The sequence below is a fragment of the Kitasatospora sp. NPDC043949 genome (assembly GCF_056435365.1).
The window spans coordinates 118,347-133,697 of sequence record NZ_JBWKEQ010000016.1 but is presented as its reverse complement, the minus strand read 5'-3'; the positions used below and the strand labels follow the sequence as shown (position 1 = coordinate 133,697).

The window sequence follows — 15,351 nt, the reverse complement described above, 5'->3', positions numbered from 1 at the left end:
GGTTTAGAGAGCGGTTCGCGTGCCCCCCCCCCCCCCCCCCCCCCCCCCCCCCCCCGCCCCGCGCTCCCCCCCCCCCCCCCCCCCCCTCCCCCCCCGATCCCATACTTACGCGGGGTTTACCAACGGCCCCGCGGACTCACGCGCCGAAGCTCTTGCCCACCGGCTTGTCCTTGCCGCCCTTGCCGATCAGGTGCGCGGGCAACAGGTCGCGGGCCGGCTCGCGGTAGCCGACCGAGACGATCTTGTCGCCCTCGAAGGTGAAGCTGGTCAGCGAGGCCAGCGAGCACTGCCGGCGGCGCGGGTCGTGCCAGAGCCGGCGGCGCTCGACGAAGGAGCGGACGATCCAGATCGGCAGCTGGTGGCTGACGCAGACCGCCTCGTGCCCGCGCGCGGCGTCCCGGGCGGCGCCGAGCGCGCCCATCATCCGCACCACCTGGTCGAGGTAGGGCTCGCCCCAGGAGGGCTTGAACGGGTTGGTGAGGTACTTCCAGTAGCCCGGGTTCCGCAGCGAGCCGTCTCCGACGCCGAAGGTCTTGCCCTCGAAGATGTTGTCCGCCTCGATCAGCCGCTCGTCCGCCGCGACGTCCAGGCCGTGCGCCTTGGCGATCGGCCCGGCGGTCTCCTGGGCCCGCTCCAGCGGGGACGCCACCACGTGGGTGATGTCCCGGCCGGCCAGGTCCTCGGCGACCCGCTCGGCCATCTCCCGGCCCAGCTCGGACAGCCGGTAGCCCGGCAGGCGCCCGTACAGGATGCCCTCCGGGTTGTGCACCTCACCGTGCCGCATCAGATGGACGACGGTGATCTCTTTGGCGCTCACTTCTCAGTACTCCTGGGGCTCGCAGGGATGGATCGGGGCCTGGGTCCTGTCCGGCCTAGACCGTGGCCGCGGCGGCCGCGCGGGCGGCGGCCGGAAGGGCGGCGGCGATCCGCTCGATCGCCCGCTCGTCGTGGGCCGCCGAGACGAACCAGGACTCGAAGGCGGACGGCGGCAGGTAGACACCCTCGGCGAGCATCGCGTGGAAGAAGGCGGTGAAACGGTACGCCTCCTGGGTCTTGGCCTCGTCGTAGTTGGTGACGGCGGCCTCGGTGAAGAACACCGAGAACATGTTCCCGGCGGTCTGCAGCCGGTGCGTCACGCCCTCCTCGGTGAGCGCCTCCGACACCAGGCCGGAGATCTCGGCAGCGACCTTGTCCACGGTCGCGTACACCTCGTCGGTGCAGCCGCGCAGTTGGGCCAGGCCGGCCGCGGTGGCGATCGGGTTACCGGACAGGGTGCCCGCCTGGTAGACCGGGCCGGCCGGGGCCAGGTGGGCCATCACGTCGGCACGCCCGCCGAAGGCCGCGGCCGGGAAGCCGCCGCCCATGACCTTGCCGAAGGTCAGCAGGTCCGGCGCCCAGCCCTCGTTCGCCGCCTCCAGGCCGTACCAGCCGGCCTTGGAGACGCGGAAGCCGGTCATCACCTCGTCCGAGACGAACAGCGCGCCGTTCGTCCGGCAGAGCCGGGCCAGGCCCGCGTTGAAGCCGGGCAGCGGCGGGACGACGCCCATGTTGCCGGGCGAGGCCTCGGTGATCACGCAGGCGATCTCGCCCGGGTGGGCGGCGAAGGCCTGCTCGACGGCGGCCAGGTCGTTGTAGGGCAGCACGATGGTGTCGCCGGCCTGGGCGCCGGTGACGCCCGGGGTGTCCGGCAGGCCGAAGGTGGCCACGCCCGAACCGGCGGCGGCCAGCAGGGCGTCCACGTGGCCGTGGTAGCAGCCGGCGAACTTCACCACCTTCGCGCGCCCGGTGAAGCCGCGGGCCAGCCGGATCGCGGACATGGTGGCCTCGGTGCCGGAGGAGACCAGGCGGACCTGCTCGACCGGGGCGACCCGGCCGACGATCTCCTCGGCCAGCTCGACCTCGCCCTGGCCGGGCGTGCCGAAGGAGGTGCCGCGGGTGACCGCCTGCTGGACGGCGTCGATCACCGCGGGGTGCGCGTGGCCGAGGATCATCGGGCCCCACGAGCACACCAGGTCGACGTACTCGCGGCCGTCGGCGTCGGTGAGGTAGGGGCCGGCGCCGGACACCATGAAGCGCGGCGTGCCGCCGACCGCGCGGAAGGCGCGCACCGGGGAGTTGACGCCGCCGGGCGTCACGACGGAGGCGCGGTCGAACAGCGACTGGGACTGGGGGGCTTCGTAGGGGTAGCTCACGGGAGACATGGTCTCAAATCGTGTCCTTGAGCTCTGCATGTCGGACCCGATCATCTGGAACGATGATCCGGGCACCGTTGTCTGTACGGTGGTCCGTACAGACGGGGCCGCTGACTGCTCCGGAGCACGGACCAGTCAGACTGTGCACTCAGAGTGCGCAAGTGTTCCGGTTGTGTGCAGGGGTGTGGAGAGGACTGCCGCGTACCGCGAGTGGGTACGGCGGCGCATGACGGGTAAGGAGCACGTCCGGAGGGACGCCGGACGTGCGGGGGTCTGTCGATTCCGGCGAATTCCGGTGAGGATGGTCCGAGTGTCCGAGGCGCAGGACGGCTACGACGAGGCTGCGGGGGGCTCCCGCAGGCCCGCCGAAACCGCACGCGGGGGTAAGGGAGCGGGCACGGGTCGTGGCCGCCGCGGCGGCGAGAGGCGGGGTGAGGGACGCGTGGGGGTGACGTACAAGTACTTCGGCGCACCGGATCGCGCCACCGCCGCCAGAGTCCCCACCGCCCTCGGACCGGGCGGGCTCGGCCTGGACGCCGGCGAACTCGGCTCGCTCGGGCGGCTCGGCGACCTGATGGAGACCAGCGGCTCCCCCAACGGCCACCTCTCCACCAAGATCAAGCCGGAGACCATGAGCGCCATGGTCCTCACCGGCATCCAGGGCGTCCCGCTGCACCAGGTCCCGCCGCTGGAACTCGTCGTGCTGCACCCCGACTACGCCGTCGTCCAACTCCCGCAGAACGTCGTCGAACCGCTCCGCAAGGCCGACGAGACCGAACTCGGCGCCGCCGCCTTCATCTGGTCCACCGTCCCCGACCGGCGCGGACCGCGCGACGCCTTCGTGATCTACAGCATGCTGCACGAGTGGCAGGACTTCGCCAACCGCCTGCACGAGGCCGGGCACCAGCTGTACTGCCTGGTCTGGCCGTAGGACTTCCCGGAATCCTTCGCCCCGCCCGTCGAACGGCGGCCGGGACGAAGGGATGTGACCTCGCGTCAGTTCGTCCGGGCGCGGCGCGCCCGCCGTACCGCCCGTTCGCTCTCCACCGGCTCCGCCAGCGGCCCGTCCACCAGGCGCGTCAGCGCCGACACGAACACGTCCCGCTCCGGGCCGGGCAGCGACTCCAGCACCTCCCGGTGCACCCGGTCGGCGATCGCGGTGCCCCGCTCGACGGCGCGCTCGCCCGCCTCGGTGACGGAGATGATCCTGGCCCGGCGGTCGGTCGCGGACGGGCGGCGCTCGGCCAGGCCCGCCTTCTCCAGCTCGTCCACGGTGACCACCATGGTGGTCTTGTCCAGGTCCGACAGCTCGGCCAGCTGGATCTGGGTGCGCTCGGTCTCCTGCGCGTGGAACAGCACGGAGTACGCGCGGGGGGTGATCCCGAGCTCGGTGAAGGCGGCCGCCATCCGGGTCGCCAGCACGTGGCTCGCGTGGTCCAGCAGGCCGGAGATGTCACGGATCTGGCGCACGGGCGGGGTCGTCGTCATACGTCCGAGATTAGCAACGGCCCGTCCGCTGCCGGATGATCCCGTTGGCAACCAACCCCGGGTCTACGGGATGCCCAACTCGAACAGCGCATACCCCGCGTACCAGCCCGCCGCCACCACCGGCATCGCGAGCAGGCCGACCAGCGAGGACGTCCGCACCCGGCGCAGTGCCACCGCCAGGCCGATGAACAGCGGGAAGGCCGGCAGCAGGTAGCGCGAGATGTTGCCGAAGATCTGGTTGCTGCTCAGCGCGGTGGCGATGGTGAGCACCGTGTAGACCACCAGCACCAGCGGCGGCCGGGTGCGCCACAGCAGCACCAGCAGTCCGGGCAGGGCGATCAGCAGGGCGATCGCGATCAGGTCCGGGATGGGGTTGGACTGCCAGAAGTTCCAGTGCCCGGTGATCACGTCCATGACGGTGCGGACCGTGGAGGCGCCGCCGTCGAAGTAACGGTTCCAGGCGCCCCGCTGGAGCTTGAAGTAGCCGCCCCAGTCGCCCATCCGGTAGCCGACCCAGACGACGTACCCGATCAGGCCCCACGGGGTGATCAGCATCGCGGTCAGCGGCCGGGCCACCCCGTCGGTGCGCCGGATCAGCGCCACCAGCGCGGCGATCGACACCGCGGCGATCAGCGCGGCGGCGGTCGGCCGGTTGAGGCCCGCCACCAGCGCCAGCACGCCGGCCGTCAGCCAGTGGCGGGTCATCACGCAGTAGCAGGCCCAGGCGGACAGCGCGACGAACAGCGAGTCCGAGTAGACCGCCCACTCCACCCCCGAACCCGGGAACAGGCCCCAGATCACCGCGGCGATCACGCCCGCCCGGAAACCGCCGAGCCGCTCCGCGATCGCGAAGATCCCCGCCGCCGCGACGAGCGAGGCGATCACCGAGACGGCGATCCCGGAGCCGTACGGGCCGAGCCCGGTGACCGCGCCGACCAGCCGCATCAGCCACGGGTAGAGCGGGAAGAAGGCGGCCGAGTTCTCGTAGTAGGAGGCCAGCGGCCAGCCGTGCATCGGGAGCAGCTGCGGGTCGTAGCCGTTCTCGGCGATCCGCTGGTACCAGACGCCGTCCCAGGTGCCCAGCACGTCCCACGGCTGGGCGCCGCCGCCGCGGCCCGGGTTCTTCTTGAGGTAGTCCCCGGTGTGCGACAGCAGCAGCATGAAGACCGTGAGGCCGATGGCCTTGACCACCGCGTACGCCCCGAGCGCGGGCGCGAAGCGCTCCACCAGGGTGCCGAACCGCCCGGGCCGCCGGCCCGCCCGCTCCTCGGAGCGCTCCGCGGGCCGCTCCGCCTCCGGCGCCGCGGGCGCGCCGGGCTCGGTGCTGGACGACTCGGTGCTCGATGCCGTGCTCATCTGCTCTGGGTACTCCCCGCCACGCTGGTGGTCCGCGCGGCTACGGCGCAGCGATTTCAGGTGAGCCTACGGCACGTCCCCACCTGCCCCGCGAACGCCCGCCCACCCCGAAAACCCCGTGGCGCCGCCCCCACCGGCCGGTGGGGGCGACGCCGCGGAGGTGCCCGGGATCAGCCGTGGAGGTAGACGATGCCGAGTTTGGTGAGCTGCCAGAGCTGGGTCGCGGCGCCGGTGTCGGTGGCGAGTTCGACGGCGGGGTTGCCCTTGGCGTCGAGGGTGGTGCCGGGGGCGATCACCTTGGTCGGGTCCTGGGAGTCGGCGATCTTGTAGCGGCCACCACCGGCCGGCTTGAGGACCCAGTGCTGGTTGCCGCCGCCGTTGCAACGCCACTGCTGGATGCGGGTGCCGGCGGCGGTGGAGGCGGCGTTGGCGTCCAGGCACATGTCCCGGTTGCCGCTGAAGTCGAGCTCGTAGCTGCCGCCGGCCTTGGCCTCCAGGACGAAGGACTGGTTGAGCCCGCCGGTGGCCGGATAGGTGATGGCGGCCCGGCCGTTGGTGGAGTCGCCGTAGGTGCCGCCGCCGGTGAGGTCGAGCGCGTTGCCGCTGGCCGCGTTGGTGAGCTGGTACCAGGAGCCGTCCTCGGGGACGTCCGCGAACGGCTGCCCGGGGGTGAGCGGCTGGATGGAGGTGGTGTTCTGCTGGTTGAGGGTGCAGTAGGCCTGCGCCAGTTCGGGCTTGGCGAAGAACTGGCCGAGGCAGACGCCCTCGCCTCGGTAGCCGGCCACCCTCAGGTGGTACGACTGGCGGACCATGTTCATGCACAGCCCGGGGATGCCGATCTGCGAGTCGCAGCCGTTGCGGGCCCACTCGGCGAGGTTGATGACGTCCCCGTTGCTGTACTCGTACGGGGAACTGGTCCACTCCGCGCAGACCTCGTGGCCGAAGGCGACCCGCCGCTGGTCGAGGTAGCGCACGCCGGGCACCTGCTCGGCGGCGCCGCGCAGCGCGTCGCTGAAGGTCGGCACCACCCAGTTGTGGCCCCAGGCCAGGTCCTCGGGGAAGGCCGGGCAGCCGTCGGCGACCTTGCCGAGGTAGTCGTTGCGCCGGATGTCCGGGGTGATCGGATTGAAGTACGACTGGTAGACCAGCTGGTACGAGGAGTCGGCGTAGCCCGCCTTCCGCATGGTCTGCCGGATGTTCTGGAGCGCGGCGACGACCTTGGGCTGGACCCGCTTGGCGCGCTGGACGATCTCGTCGCTGCCGATGGTGTCGCGGCAGCCCTGGTCCTTGGGGATCGGGAAGTACTGCGCGAGGCAGTGCATCATGATCCCGCTGAAGTCGAAGTCGTCGTTGGCGCCGATCGTGACGACGACCATCTTCACGTCGTACCTGCCCGCCGCGTCGGCGAGTTTGACGTCCTGTTTGGGCTCGCCGAAGTCGCCACTGCCGGAGCCGGTGACCTTGGCGAGTTCGGGATCGCTGACCAGGTCGCCGGTCTGGGCACCGGAGCAGGCGAGGTCGATCGGGGTGACCCCGGGGATGTCGGTGACGAAGATCTCCGACTTGGGGTGCCGGTGGCAGTAGTTGGTGGGGCTGTCGGTCTCCGGGAAGTAGCCGTCGTTGGTGTCGGTGCCGGCGCCCTCCCCGGAGATGGCGCTGTCGCCCAGGGCGACGATGGCGGCCGGGCGGGTGGCGCCGGCCGCGGGGGCCGGGTCGGCGAGGGCGGCGGGGGCGCCGGCCAGGCCGAGGGCGGCGACGAGGGCGCCGGTGGCGAGCAGTGCGCCGTACGGGGAGCGGCGCGCCACCGTCCGGGGCCGCCGCGCCGCTGTCAGTCGGGACCTGATCACACGCGACTCCTTGCGGGGGGGGTGGGGGGCCGCCCGGCCGGGCGCCGAGCGGCGCGGAGCAAGAAAGGTGAGCAGGTCTCATATTCTAGGTACTGACAAGTAACGCAACAAGGCTTGCGACACCGCCGGAACCTGACGCCCCGACACGCCCCCGGACATGCGGAGAGCCGCCGCCCCGCGCCCCAGGAGGGAAGCGCGGAACGGCGGCTCGTACCGGCCGAACCGGGAGCAGGATCAGCCCAGGTTGGCGCAGTGGTTGCCGAACGCCGGGTTCAGCAGGCCGATGATGTCGATGGTGTTGCCGCACAGGTTGACCGGCACGTGAACCGGAACCTGAACCTGGTTGCCCGAGATGACACCGGGGGAACCCGCGGCGACACCCTCGGCGCCGGAGCTGGCCATCGCGGTGCCGGCGCCGGCGGCCACGATGCCCACCACGGCCGCGCCGACGGCGGCGGTCTTCTTGATGCTCATACGAGCCTCCTGACTGTTCATACAGAGATGCACGGGGAGTGCGACATCAAGAACGACACCCACCCGGGCCGGTTGCGACAGTGGACGCACTGTCACCCATCCGGCCCAACGGGGACGGCGACCGGCATTCGGGTGATCAGCGGACCGGACCGTTTCCCCTCGCGCGGTGCCTCGTTCTCTCTGGCGGAACACGATCCACCCGGTCCCCTTCACACGAATCGAGTACCGCCCATGCGCAAGCTCGCCCACGGCGTCGTCGGCACCGCGGCCAGCGCCGCCCTGCTCGCCGCCGGCGCCGGCGTCGCATCCGCCCACCACCTGCACGGCGCGTCCGCCGAGGGTGTCGCGGCCGGCTCGGCCGGCGTGGTCTCGGGCAACTCAGTGGAGGTGCCCGTGCACATTCCGCTCAACGTGTGCGGCAACTCGATCGACGTGGTGGGCCTTCTGAACCCGGCGTTCGGCAATAACTGCCTCAGCGCCTGACCGGGAATTCCCCTGGTCGCACCTCCGCCCGAACCGCTCCCGGCCGTGCGGGAATTGTTCGCGAGGTGCTGGAAGAACGCGGCGGCCGCGTCGACGCCCGAGCCATGGGCGAAACACGCCGGTGTGCGCCGCCGGAGTGACAATCACGGCAATCCCCAGAAGCCAGCGGGTGAGTATTCGTGCTCGCCCGGCTCCCGACATTTCCCATCCGTCGGGCAGAAAACGGAGGAAAGACATGCGCAACTTCAAGAAGGCCGCCGTCCTGTCCCTGGCCGCCACCGGTCTGGTCCTCGGTGCCGCCGGCGGTGCGTTCGCCAGCTCCGGCGCCGAGGGCGTGGCCGCCGGCTCCCCCGGCGTGCTCTCCGGCAACCAGATCCAGATCCCGGTGCACGTCCCGATCAACCTGTGCGGCAACTCCATCAACGTCATCGGCCTGCTCAACCCGGCGTTCGGCAACACCTGCGTCAACGCCGGCTGAACCGGCCGTCGCCGCACCGTCGACAGCTGATTCACCGAGTGCCGCGCCCCGCGACGCCGGGGCGCGGCACGCTCCACCCGTGTGTGATCGAGGAGATCAACCCCCATGCAGAACGTGAAGAAGGCCGCCGTCCTGTCCGCCGCCGCTGCCGGCCTGGTGCTCGGCGCGGCCGGGTCCGCCGCCGCCAGCTCCGGCGCCGAGGGCGTGGCCGCCGGCTCCCCCGGTGTCGTCTCCGGCAACCAGGTCCAGATCCCGGTGCACATCCCGGTCAACCTGTGCGGCAACTCCATCAACATCGTCGGCCTGCTGAACCCGGCGTTCGGCAACAGCTGCGCCAACGTGGAGCTCCCCCCGCCGCCCGCGGACGACTGCTGATCCCCGATCGGCACCCGTTCCGGCCGTACTGCCCCCCGACCAGCCGGCCGGGGGGCAGTTCGGCATCCCCGGGCGGCCGGTGGCCGTCCGGCCCCCGATCCACCGAAGGGTGATCCGCATGGTTTCGAAGAAGAGCGGGGCCTGCCTGGTCGTCGCCGTCGGCGCCACGGTGCTGCTCGGCACCGGCTCGGCGCAGGCCGCCACCACGACCGGTTCGGCCCCCGCGTCGGGCCCGGCCAAGCTGGCGAAGACCGATGTCGGTCAGGCGCTGAACGGGACGACCTCCGGCCTCGGCTACGGGCTCGCGCCGGTCAAGGACCTGCGCCTGGACCCGTGGGCGAACTCCTCGGCCGACGTGCTCAACAACGGCGCGACCGTCAAGCCCGACCAGGGCCTGGCCCCGGTCGGCACCGGCGGGCTGACCGGCCCGCTGAGCGCGGGCGGCGGCATCCGGGACCTCCCGCTGGTCGGTGGGCTGACCGGCGTGCTGCCGGGCTGAGCCGCCCGGCGCAGGCGGGAGCCCGGCACCCCGGTCGCGTCCGGGGTGCCGGGCTCCACCGTGCCCGGAGCCGCTGGGCTCAGAGCTGGGTCAGGTCGGTCAGGCCGGTCTGCTGCACCACGCCGGTGGTGGTCGCGGTGGTGGTCGCGGCCAGGTCGCCCACCTTGTCGGTGACCGAGATCGGGTGGTCGTCGTCGCCGAGGCTGGCAGTGGCACCCGGAACGGCCTGCACCGTGCCGGTGACCAGTCGCGGGTCCACCTCGCCCACCTTGAGCCGGCCGTCGGCCAGCTGGCCGGTGCCGTCCTGGACGAGGGCGAGCGGCTTGCCGACGGCGAGGCCGGGGGTGTCGGCGTGCAGCGGCGCGGCCGGGGCCTCCAGCAGCACCTGGCCGAGGTCGGCGCCCTGGTCGACCAGCGGGAGCGGCAACTGGGCCTTGGCGCTCGGGCCGACCTTCCCGGTCTGCAGCTCGGGGACCAGCCGGTCCGGGATGAGCTCGGTGCTGGTGGTGCGGCCGGGCGCCGGCGGCAGGAGCAGCGAGGTCGGGATGCCGGCCGTGACGCGGCTGCCGAGCGGGGTGAGCGGAACGTCCGCCGGGACCTGCTGGGTGGCCAGCTTGTCCTCCAGGGCACCGACCTGGTCGGGGCTGACCGGGGCGGCACTGGCCGCTCCCTGGGAGGCGAGCATGCCCGCACCGACCGCCAACAGCATCGCGCCGGCCCGCTTGGAGAACTTCATGCTTTTCACCGTTCTGCCTGTCCGTACTGGAGATCCCTGAAGGGAAGGGAGGGGCTGCGGGGCGCAGCCGGAAAGCAATCTGCCTCAACGAGTGACCGTGAGTACGGATTGCGGCGGTTAACCGGTTCGGCCTAATAATCCGACCGGAAACCACTCTTCGACGCGCCTCCCGGACTCTTTTCAAAAATCCCCGTAACCTTCCGTGCCGTCATTCTTTGATCTGGACGTCAGTGACTGCAGACCGGGTCTGAGCGTTCTACGCGTTGTACGCACGGAAACCAAGAGCATTTCAGAGAGGGATCTCCCCATGATCCAGAAGTCCTTCGCCGCCGCCGGCCTGGCCGTCGCCGCGCTGGCCGCCGCCGCCGCGCCCGCCTCGGCGATCGGTGACGCGGACGGCGCCGCAGCCTCCATCGAGGGCAACGGCGGCACCAACTTCACCGGCACGGTCGGGAACAACAGCCCGAACTTCCACTTCCTGGACAACGCGAACGTCTGCCTCCCCGAGATCCACAACATCGCGGTGGGCGTGCTCGGCGTGGCCGTCCCGGTCGAGGTCCCGATCGCCAACAGCGGTGGCAAGCAGTACTGCACCCAGGGCCAGGGCACCCAGAGCCACGGCGACGCGGGCGTGTCCCACCTGATCGGCTGACCGTTCCCCCAGCTGCACTCCCCTGAACCACCCTTCGAATCGCTCCCCGATTCACCCCTCGAGAGGAAAACCGGAAATGATCAAGAAGTCCCTCGCCGCCGCCGGCCTGGCCGCCGCCGCCATCGCGATGTCCGCCGGCTCGGCCTCCGCCATCGTCGACTCGGACGGCGCCGCCACCTCCGTCCAGGGCAACGGCGGCACCAACCAGACCGGCACCCACGGCAACGGCAGCCCGAACTTCCACACCCTGGACAACGCGAACATCTGCCTGCCGGAGGTCCACAACATCGCCGTCGCCGTGGTCGGCGTCGCGGTTCCGGTCGAGGTGCCGATCCTGAACAGCACCCCGAAGCAGATCTGCAACGTCGGCCAGAACACCCAGTCCTCGGGCGACGCGGGCGTTTCGCACCTGATCGGCTGATCAAGGGGCACGGCACGGACGGAGGGCCCGGGGAGGTACGTCTCCCCGGGCCCTCCGGGCGCTACGGGCGCTCGAGGCGCCACGGGCGAGGTGTCCGGCCGGCCGCCGCCGAACAGGCGCGGACCGGCCGGGTGAGCGGACGTTCGGACCGGCGCGTGGGGTGCCGACCCGAACGGCCGGATGTGATCACGTGTCAGAGGCAGCGCCCGCCGGGGCGCTCCGAAAGAGAGGGCATTTCCATGAAGAGCAAGCTGGCCAAGGCCGCACTGACCGCCACCGCCGCGCTGGCGCTCGCGGGTGCCGCCACCCCGGCGTTCGCGCACGTCGGCTTCGCGGGCGGCGGCGAGTTCGTCGCCTCGGGCGACCAGCCGTTCGTGGCCGGTGCCGGCTTCGGCGTCGGCCACACCAGCGACGTCATCGCCGGCGGCTTCGGCGGCGGCGCCGCCACCTCCACCGACGTGATCGGCGGCGGCGAGGGCTTCGCGCACATCAACGGCTGGAAGTAGAACCCGGAAGGCCGGGCCGCCCCCACGGGGAACGGCCCGGCCTTCTCGTTGCCCGCACCGCCCCGAGCGAGCCTGAGGCGAGCGGGCGAGTGACCGCCGACTACTTGAGCATCGCGGCGGCCTCGACCGCCCAGTAGGTGAGGATCTGCTCGGCGCCGGCGCGGCGGATCGAGGTGAGCGTCTCCATGATCATCCGCTCCCGGTCGATCCAGCCGTTCGCCGCGGCCGCCTCGACCATCGCGTACTCGCCGGACACCTGGTACGCGGCGACCGGCACCGGGGAGGCGTCGGCGACCTGGCGCAGGATGTCCAGGTAGGCCATGGCCGGCTTGACCATCACCAGGTCGGCGCCCTCGGCGAGGTCCTGCTCCAGCTCGCGCAGCGCCTCACGGGCGTTGGCCGGGTCCTGCTGGTAGCTCTTGCGGTCGCCCTTGAGCGAGGAGCCGACCGCCTCGCGGAACGGCCCGAAGAACGCCGAGGCGTACTTGGCGGTGTAGGCGAGGATGCCCACGTCCTGGTGCCCGGCCTCGTCCAACGCCCGCCGGATCACGCCGACCTGGCCGTCCATCATGCCGGACGGGCCGACCAGGTGGACCCCCGCGTCCGCCTGCACCCGGGCCATCTCGGCGTAGCGCTCCAGGGTGGCGTCGTTGTCCACGCTGCCGTCGGCGGCCAGCACGCCGCAGTGGCCGTGGTCGGTGTACTCGTCCAGGCAGAGGTCGGACATGACCACCAGGGCGTCGCCGACCTCGGCGACCACGTCGCGGATCGCCTGCTGGAGGATGCCGTCCGGGTTGGTGCCCTCGCTGCCGGTGGCGTCCTGCACGGCCGGCACGCCGAACAGCATCAGGCCGCCCAGGCCCGCCTCGGCCGCCTCCACCGCGGCCTTGCGCAGGGTGTCCCGGGTGTGCTGGACCACGCCCGGCATGGAGGTGACCGGGACGGGCTCGCTGACGCCCTCGCGGACGAACAGCGGCAGGATCAGCTCCGCCGGGTGCAGCCGGGTCTCGGCGACCAGGCGGCGCATCGCCGGGCTCTGGCGCAGCCGGCGCGGGCGTACGTACGGGAATTCAGCGGACACGGCTTCTCTCTCCGAACGGTTGTGCAGTGCCGGGGGCGACGGATCGCCGCCCCCGGTCCCGAGGGTGTCAGCGGGCCTTGCGGCGCGAACCCGGACGGCGCTCGCTGGGCCGATAGACCGGCTCGCCGGCGGCCGTGGCGGTGTCGCGGCGCCTGGCCCCGAAGTCTGCCAGCGCCTGGGCCAGCGCGGCCGCCGACGGCGCCGGGGCCATCACGTCGACCCGCAGGCCGTGCTCCTCGGCGGTCTTGGCGGTGGCCGGGCCGATGCAGGCGATGACCGTGACGTTGTGCGGCTTGCCCGCGATGCCGACCAGGTTCCGCACGGTCGAGGACGAGGTGAAGAGCACCGCGTCGAAGCCGCCGCCCTTGATCGCCTCGCGGGTCTCGGCCGGCGGCGGCGAAGCGCGCACCGTCCGGTACGCCGTCACGTCGTCGACCTCCCAGCCCAGCTCGACCAGGCCGGCCACCAGGGTCTCGGTGGCGATGTCGGCGCGCGGCAGCAGGACCCGGTCGATCGGATCGAACACCGGGTCGTACGGCGGCCAGTCCTCCAGCAGGCCGGCCGCGGACTGCTCGCCGGAGGGCACCAGGTCCGGCTTCACGCCGAAGTCCACCAGGGCCTGCGCGGTGGTCTCGCCGACCGCCGCGACCTTGATCCCGGCGAACGCGCGGGCGTCCAGGCCGTACTCCTCGAACTTCTCCCGGACCGCCCGGACCGCGTTCACCGAGGTGAAGGCGATCCACTCGTAGCGGCCGGTGACCAGGCCCTTGATGGCCCGCTCCATCTGCTGCGGGGTGCGCGGCGGCTCGACCGCGATGGTCGGCACCTCCTGCGGCACCGCGCCGTACGAGCGCAGCTGCTCGGACAGGCCGGTGGCCTGCTCCTTGGTGCGCGGCACGAGCACGTTCCAGCCGAACAGCGGCTTGGTCTCGAACCACGAGTGCGAGGACCGGTGGGCGACCTGCTCGCCCACCACGGCTATCACCGAGGTCGCCGGGTCCACCGGGGCGGAGACCGGCGAGGGCAGCACCCGGGCGGCCTTCAGGTCGGCGGCGATGCCGGACAGGGTGGAGGTGAAGGTCCGCTGGCGGGTGGTGGTGCCGGAGAGCGTGGCGCTCAGCGCCGACTCCGGCTTGCGGCCGTTGGCGACCAGGGCGCCCGCGGTGGCCGGCAGCTGGCCCAGGGTGGTCCGGACCACCAGGGTGGTCTCCGGCGCGCCCAGGTCCACCGGGCTGCCGGCCAGCAGCGCGGTGCCGTCCACGAAGCGCACGTCGGTGCCGGCCGCACCGCGCAGCGGGACGCCCGCGTACGCCGGGACGCCGACCGACTGGGCGACGCCCGGGATCACCTCGAAGGGGATGCCGTCGCCGGCGCAGCTGAGCATCTCCTCGGCGGCGCAGCCGTCCAGGCCCGGGTCGCCGTCGACGGTGCGGACCACGTGCTTGCCGGCCCGCACGGCCTCGGCGACCAGCCGGGCCAGGTCGAAGTCCGCGCCCTCGGCGGCCGGGGTGTGCACCTGCACACCGGCCGGGCAGTGGGTGCGCACGGCCACCGCGGTCAGCGGGTCGGCGACCAGGATGTCGGCCGAGGACAGCACCTCGACCGCGCGCAGGGTCAGCAGCCCCGGGTCCCCGGGGCCCGCGCCCAGGAAGGTGCACCGTCCGGTGGCGGACTGGCCGCCCGGGAACGGGGTTTCGGTGGCGGCGGTGGGGCTCATCGGGCTCGCTCCCCCATCAGGGTGGCCGCGCCCGCGTCGAGCAGCCGGGCGGCCAGCGCGCGGCCGAGGGCCGTCGCGTGCTGCTCGGCGGTCTCGTCGAGGACGATCGGACCGTTGGCGGACATCTTCAGCAGGGCGGCGCCGTCGGGGTCGCCGACCACGCCCTCCAGCCGCAGTTCGTTCGGTCGGACCCAGGTGGCCAGCGCGGCCACCGGAGCCGAGCAGCCGGCCTCCAGGGTGGCCAGCAGGGCCCGCTCGGCGACCACGGCGACCCTCGTGGGGGCGTGGTCCAGGGCGGCGAGCGCGGCGGTCAGGTCGGTGTCGGCGCTGGTGCACTCGATCGCGAGCGCGCCCTGGCCGGGGGCCGGAACCATCAGCTCCGGGTCGAGGTGCTGGGAGATCTCGGCGCTGCGGCCGAGCCGGTTGAGGCCGGCCGTGGCCAGCACCACCGCGTCCAGCTCGCCGCTGGTCACGTAGCCGATCCGGGTGTCCACGTTGCCGCGGATCGCGACGGTCTCCAGCGCGGCGCCGCGGGCGGTGGCCCAGGCGTTCAGCTGGGCCATCCGGCGCGGCGAGCCGGTGCCGATCCGGGCCGGGCGGCCGGCGCCGGCCAGCTTCTCCACCAGCTCGTCCAGGGTCAGGCCCTCGGCGGCGACCAGGGCGTCCCGGGCGTCCTCGCGCTCGGGGACGGCGGCCAGCGCCAGGCCCTCCGGGGCGGCGGTGGGCAGGTCCTTGAGCGAGTGCACGGCGAAGTCGATCCGGCCCTCCAGCAGCGCGTCCCGCAGGGCGGAGACGAACACGCCGGTGCCGCCGATCTGCGCCAGCGCCTCCCGGGAGGTGTCGCCGTAGGTGGTGATCTCGACCAGCTCGACGGGGCGCCCGGTGACCCGGGTGACCTCGCGGGCCACCATGCCCGACTGGGCCATGGCGAGCGCGCTGCGCCGGGTGCCGAGCCGCAGGGTCGCGGTGGCGGCCGGAGTCTGCTCCGTGATCGGTTGACCATTCATGAGGTGATCGTCCCGGTGGTACTCGTGGGATGGCTGACG

At 72.6% G+C, this 15,351-nt stretch carries 18 protein-coding genes; 8 read left to right on the top strand and 10 right to left on the bottom strand.

Translation table 11 applies throughout. The features are described 5' to 3' along the window. Positions 1-136: 136 nt before the first annotated feature. Together AC07AL_RS16065 and hemL are read right to left on the bottom strand one after the other, a co-directional pair. A complete protein-coding gene (locus AC07AL_RS16065) occupies positions 137-784 on the bottom strand; it encodes a histidine phosphatase family protein (RefSeq protein WP_079136296.1) in 648 nt (215 codons plus the stop codon). An 88-nt stretch (positions 785-872) separates the two neighbouring features. Next, positions 873-2,201 carry a glutamate-1-semialdehyde 2,1-aminomutase gene (gene hemL / locus AC07AL_RS16060; RefSeq protein WP_400808977.1) on the bottom strand — a complete coding sequence of 443 codons (1,329 nt, stop codon included), beginning with the start codon at positions 2,199-2,201 and terminating at the stop codon, positions 873-875. 292 nt (positions 2,202-2,493) lie between these two features. On the opposite strand from hemL, the gene AC07AL_RS16055 reads away from it, so the two are divergent. Beyond that, positions 2,494-3,123, top strand: coding sequence for a hypothetical protein (locus AC07AL_RS16055; protein ID WP_371518320.1), 630 nt, complete (start codon positions 2,494-2,496; stop codon positions 3,121-3,123). A gap of 65 nt (positions 3,124-3,188) precedes the next feature. Here the strand turns inward: AC07AL_RS16055 and AC07AL_RS16050 are convergent, their stop codons facing one another. The 4 genes from AC07AL_RS16050 to AC07AL_RS16035 form a co-directional block, all read right to left on the bottom strand. Then, positions 3,189-3,680, bottom strand: coding sequence for a MarR family winged helix-turn-helix transcriptional regulator (locus tag AC07AL_RS16050; RefSeq protein WP_063348868.1), 492 nt, complete (start codon positions 3,678-3,680; stop codon positions 3,189-3,191). Between the two features lie 63 nt (positions 3,681-3,743). Continuing rightward, on the bottom strand, positions 3,744-5,036 hold the full coding sequence (locus AC07AL_RS16045; protein WP_478317670.1) for a glycosyltransferase family 39 protein: 1,293 nt from the start codon (positions 5,034-5,036) through the stop codon (positions 3,744-3,746). 170 nt (positions 5,037-5,206) lie between these two features. Further along, on the bottom strand, positions 5,207-6,883 hold the full coding sequence (locus AC07AL_RS16040; protein WP_363587793.1) for an RICIN domain-containing protein: 1,677 nt from the start codon (positions 6,881-6,883) through the stop codon (positions 5,207-5,209). A 234-nt stretch (positions 6,884-7,117) separates the two neighbouring features. After that, positions 7,118-7,357: a chaplin gene (locus AC07AL_RS16035; protein ID WP_363587791.1), complete on the bottom strand. Its 240-nt coding sequence runs from the start codon at positions 7,355-7,357 to the stop codon at positions 7,118-7,120. A gap of 231 nt (positions 7,358-7,588) precedes the next feature. Between AC07AL_RS16035 and AC07AL_RS16030 the strand changes: the two genes are divergently transcribed. The 4 genes from AC07AL_RS16030 to AC07AL_RS16015 all read left to right on the top strand — a co-directional run bounded on the left by AC07AL_RS16030 (position 7,589) and on the right by AC07AL_RS16015 (position 9,192). Further along, positions 7,589-7,840: a chaplin gene (locus AC07AL_RS16030; protein WP_363374899.1), complete on the top strand. Its 252-nt coding sequence runs from the start codon at positions 7,589-7,591 to the stop codon at positions 7,838-7,840. A 235-nt stretch (positions 7,841-8,075) separates the two neighbouring features. Continuing rightward, entirely contained in the window at positions 8,076-8,318 is a 243-nt protein-coding gene (locus tag AC07AL_RS16025) for a chaplin (RefSeq protein WP_363587789.1), read from the top strand. A 105-nt stretch (positions 8,319-8,423) separates the two neighbouring features. Continuing rightward, a complete protein-coding gene (locus AC07AL_RS16020) occupies positions 8,424-8,693 on the top strand; it encodes a chaplin (protein WP_063348863.1) in 270 nt (89 codons plus the stop codon). A 118-nt stretch (positions 8,694-8,811) separates the two neighbouring features. After that, on the top strand, positions 8,812-9,192 hold the full coding sequence (locus tag AC07AL_RS16015; RefSeq protein WP_363632219.1) for a hypothetical protein: 381 nt from the start codon (positions 8,812-8,814) through the stop codon (positions 9,190-9,192). Positions 9,193-9,271: 79 nt separating this feature from the next. Here AC07AL_RS16015 and AC07AL_RS16010 read toward each other — a convergent pair whose 3' ends face one another. Next, the gene (locus AC07AL_RS16010; protein WP_363617823.1) at positions 9,272-9,928 is read right to left on the bottom strand and encodes a hypothetical protein; all 657 of its coding nucleotides are present in this window, start codon (positions 9,926-9,928) and stop codon (positions 9,272-9,274) included. Between the two features lie 307 nt (positions 9,929-10,235). Here AC07AL_RS16010 and AC07AL_RS16005 point away from each other — a divergent pair, with 307 nt between their 5' ends. From AC07AL_RS16005 to AC07AL_RS15995, 3 genes are all read left to right on the top strand, one after another. Beyond that, on the top strand, positions 10,236-10,580 hold the full coding sequence (locus AC07AL_RS16005; RefSeq protein WP_030232098.1) for a hypothetical protein: 345 nt from the start codon (positions 10,236-10,238) through the stop codon (positions 10,578-10,580). 76 nt (positions 10,581-10,656) lie between these two features. Then, positions 10,657-11,001: a rodlet layer protein gene (locus tag AC07AL_RS16000; RefSeq protein ID WP_363587783.1), complete on the top strand. Its 345-nt coding sequence runs from the start codon at positions 10,657-10,659 to the stop codon at positions 10,999-11,001. Between the two features lie 239 nt (positions 11,002-11,240). Next, positions 11,241-11,507 carry a hypothetical protein gene (locus tag AC07AL_RS15995; protein ID WP_063348859.1) on the top strand — a complete coding sequence of 89 codons (267 nt, stop codon included), beginning with the start codon at positions 11,241-11,243 and terminating at the stop codon, positions 11,505-11,507. Between the two features lie 100 nt (positions 11,508-11,607). Here AC07AL_RS15995 and hemB read toward each other — a convergent pair whose 3' ends face one another. From hemB to hemC, 3 genes are all read right to left on the bottom strand, one after another. Continuing rightward, positions 11,608-12,588: a porphobilinogen synthase gene (gene hemB, locus AC07AL_RS15990; RefSeq protein WP_478317667.1), complete on the bottom strand. Its 981-nt coding sequence runs from the start codon at positions 12,586-12,588 to the stop codon at positions 11,608-11,610. 67 nt (positions 12,589-12,655) lie between these two features. After that, positions 12,656-14,305: a bifunctional uroporphyrinogen-III C-methyltransferase/uroporphyrinogen-III synthase gene (locus AC07AL_RS15985; RefSeq protein ID WP_363587779.1), complete on the bottom strand. Its 1,650-nt coding sequence runs from the start codon at positions 14,303-14,305 to the stop codon at positions 12,656-12,658. Beyond that, positions 14,302-15,312 (bottom strand): hydroxymethylbilane synthase, encoded by a 1,011-nt coding sequence (hemC, locus tag AC07AL_RS15980; RefSeq protein ID WP_363587777.1) that lies wholly within the window; start codon positions 15,310-15,312, stop codon positions 14,302-14,304. The genes AC07AL_RS15985 and hemC overlap by 4 nt, the downstream gene beginning before the upstream one ends. Between the last annotated feature and the right edge of the window lie 39 nt (positions 15,313-15,351).